At 49.9% G+C, this 804-nt stretch carries 6 tRNA genes and 1 rRNA gene; all 7 read right to left on the bottom strand.

From position 1 onward, the window contains the following. Window positions 1-61 precede the first annotated feature (61 nt). Window positions 62-137: transfer RNA gene (locus OKS35_RS15320), tRNA-Ala, on the bottom strand. 14 nt (window positions 138-151) lie between these two features. Further along, window positions 152-228 (bottom strand) — tRNA-Pro (locus OKS35_RS15325). A gap of 8 nt (window positions 229-236) precedes the next feature. Then, window positions 237-313: transfer RNA gene (locus tag OKS35_RS15330), tRNA-Arg, on the bottom strand. Window positions 314-344: 31 nt separating this feature from the next. Beyond that, a tRNA-Leu gene (locus OKS35_RS15335) sits at window positions 345-431 on the bottom strand. Window positions 432-472: 41 nt separating this feature from the next. Then, window positions 473-548, bottom strand: a tRNA-Thr gene (locus OKS35_RS15340). 9 nt (window positions 549-557) lie between these two features. Next, a tRNA-Val gene (locus tag OKS35_RS15345) sits at window positions 558-633 on the bottom strand. 8 nt (window positions 634-641) lie between these two features. After that, window positions 642-758: ribosomal RNA gene (rrf, locus tag OKS35_RS15350) — 5S ribosomal RNA — on the bottom strand. Window positions 759-804: the final 46 nt, after the last annotated feature.

Genomic DNA, 804 nt, shown 5'->3' on the forward strand with positions numbered 1-804 from the left:
GTAAAACTTTTTTTGCCTCATCGTTCAGTTTTCAAAGTTCGTCTGTAAAAAAAAATAAAATTGGTGGAGCCTAGCGGGATCGAACCGCTGACCTCCTGCGTGCAAGGCAGGCGCTCTCCCAGCTGAGCTAAGGCCCCAATATAAGTGATGATGGTCGGGAAGACAGGATTCGAACCTGCGACCCCTTGGTCCCAAACCAAGTGCTCTACCAAGCTGAGCTACTTCCCGTCTAAAAATGGTGCACCCTGAGAGATTCGAACTCCCGGCCTTTAGATTCGTAGTCTAACGCTCTATCCAGCTGAGCTAAGGGTGCGAGACGAATAATCATCATGGGAAAATATTAATGGTACCGAGGGCCGGACTTGAACCGGCACGAGGAAACCCTCGCAGGATTTTAAGTCCTGTGCGTCTACCAATTCCGCCACCCCGGCAAGGTATAATTTCTAGCGGTAGACTTTTTAAAAAGATCAAATGGTGCCGGCGAAAGGATTCGAACCCTCGACCCTCTGATTACAAGTCAGATGCTCTACCAACTGAGCTACACCGGCAGGTGTAAATGGTGGAGGATGACGGGATCGAACCGCCGACCCCCTGCTTGTAAGGCAGGTGCTCTCCCAGCTGAGCTAATCCTCCAATATGTAGCCTGGCAACGTCCTATCCTCACAGGGGGAGATCCCCCAACTACTTTCGGCGCTGAGACGCTTAACTTCCGTGTTCGGCATGGGAACGGGTGTGGCCGTCTCGCTATCGCCACCAGACAAATATGATATTAACATTATTTTAACATAATGTCAACATGTTTTT

Source organism: Exiguobacterium sp. N5 (genome assembly GCF_025842465.1).
GTDB lineage: Bacteria > Bacillota > Bacilli > Exiguobacteriales > Exiguobacteriaceae > Exiguobacterium > Exiguobacterium profundum.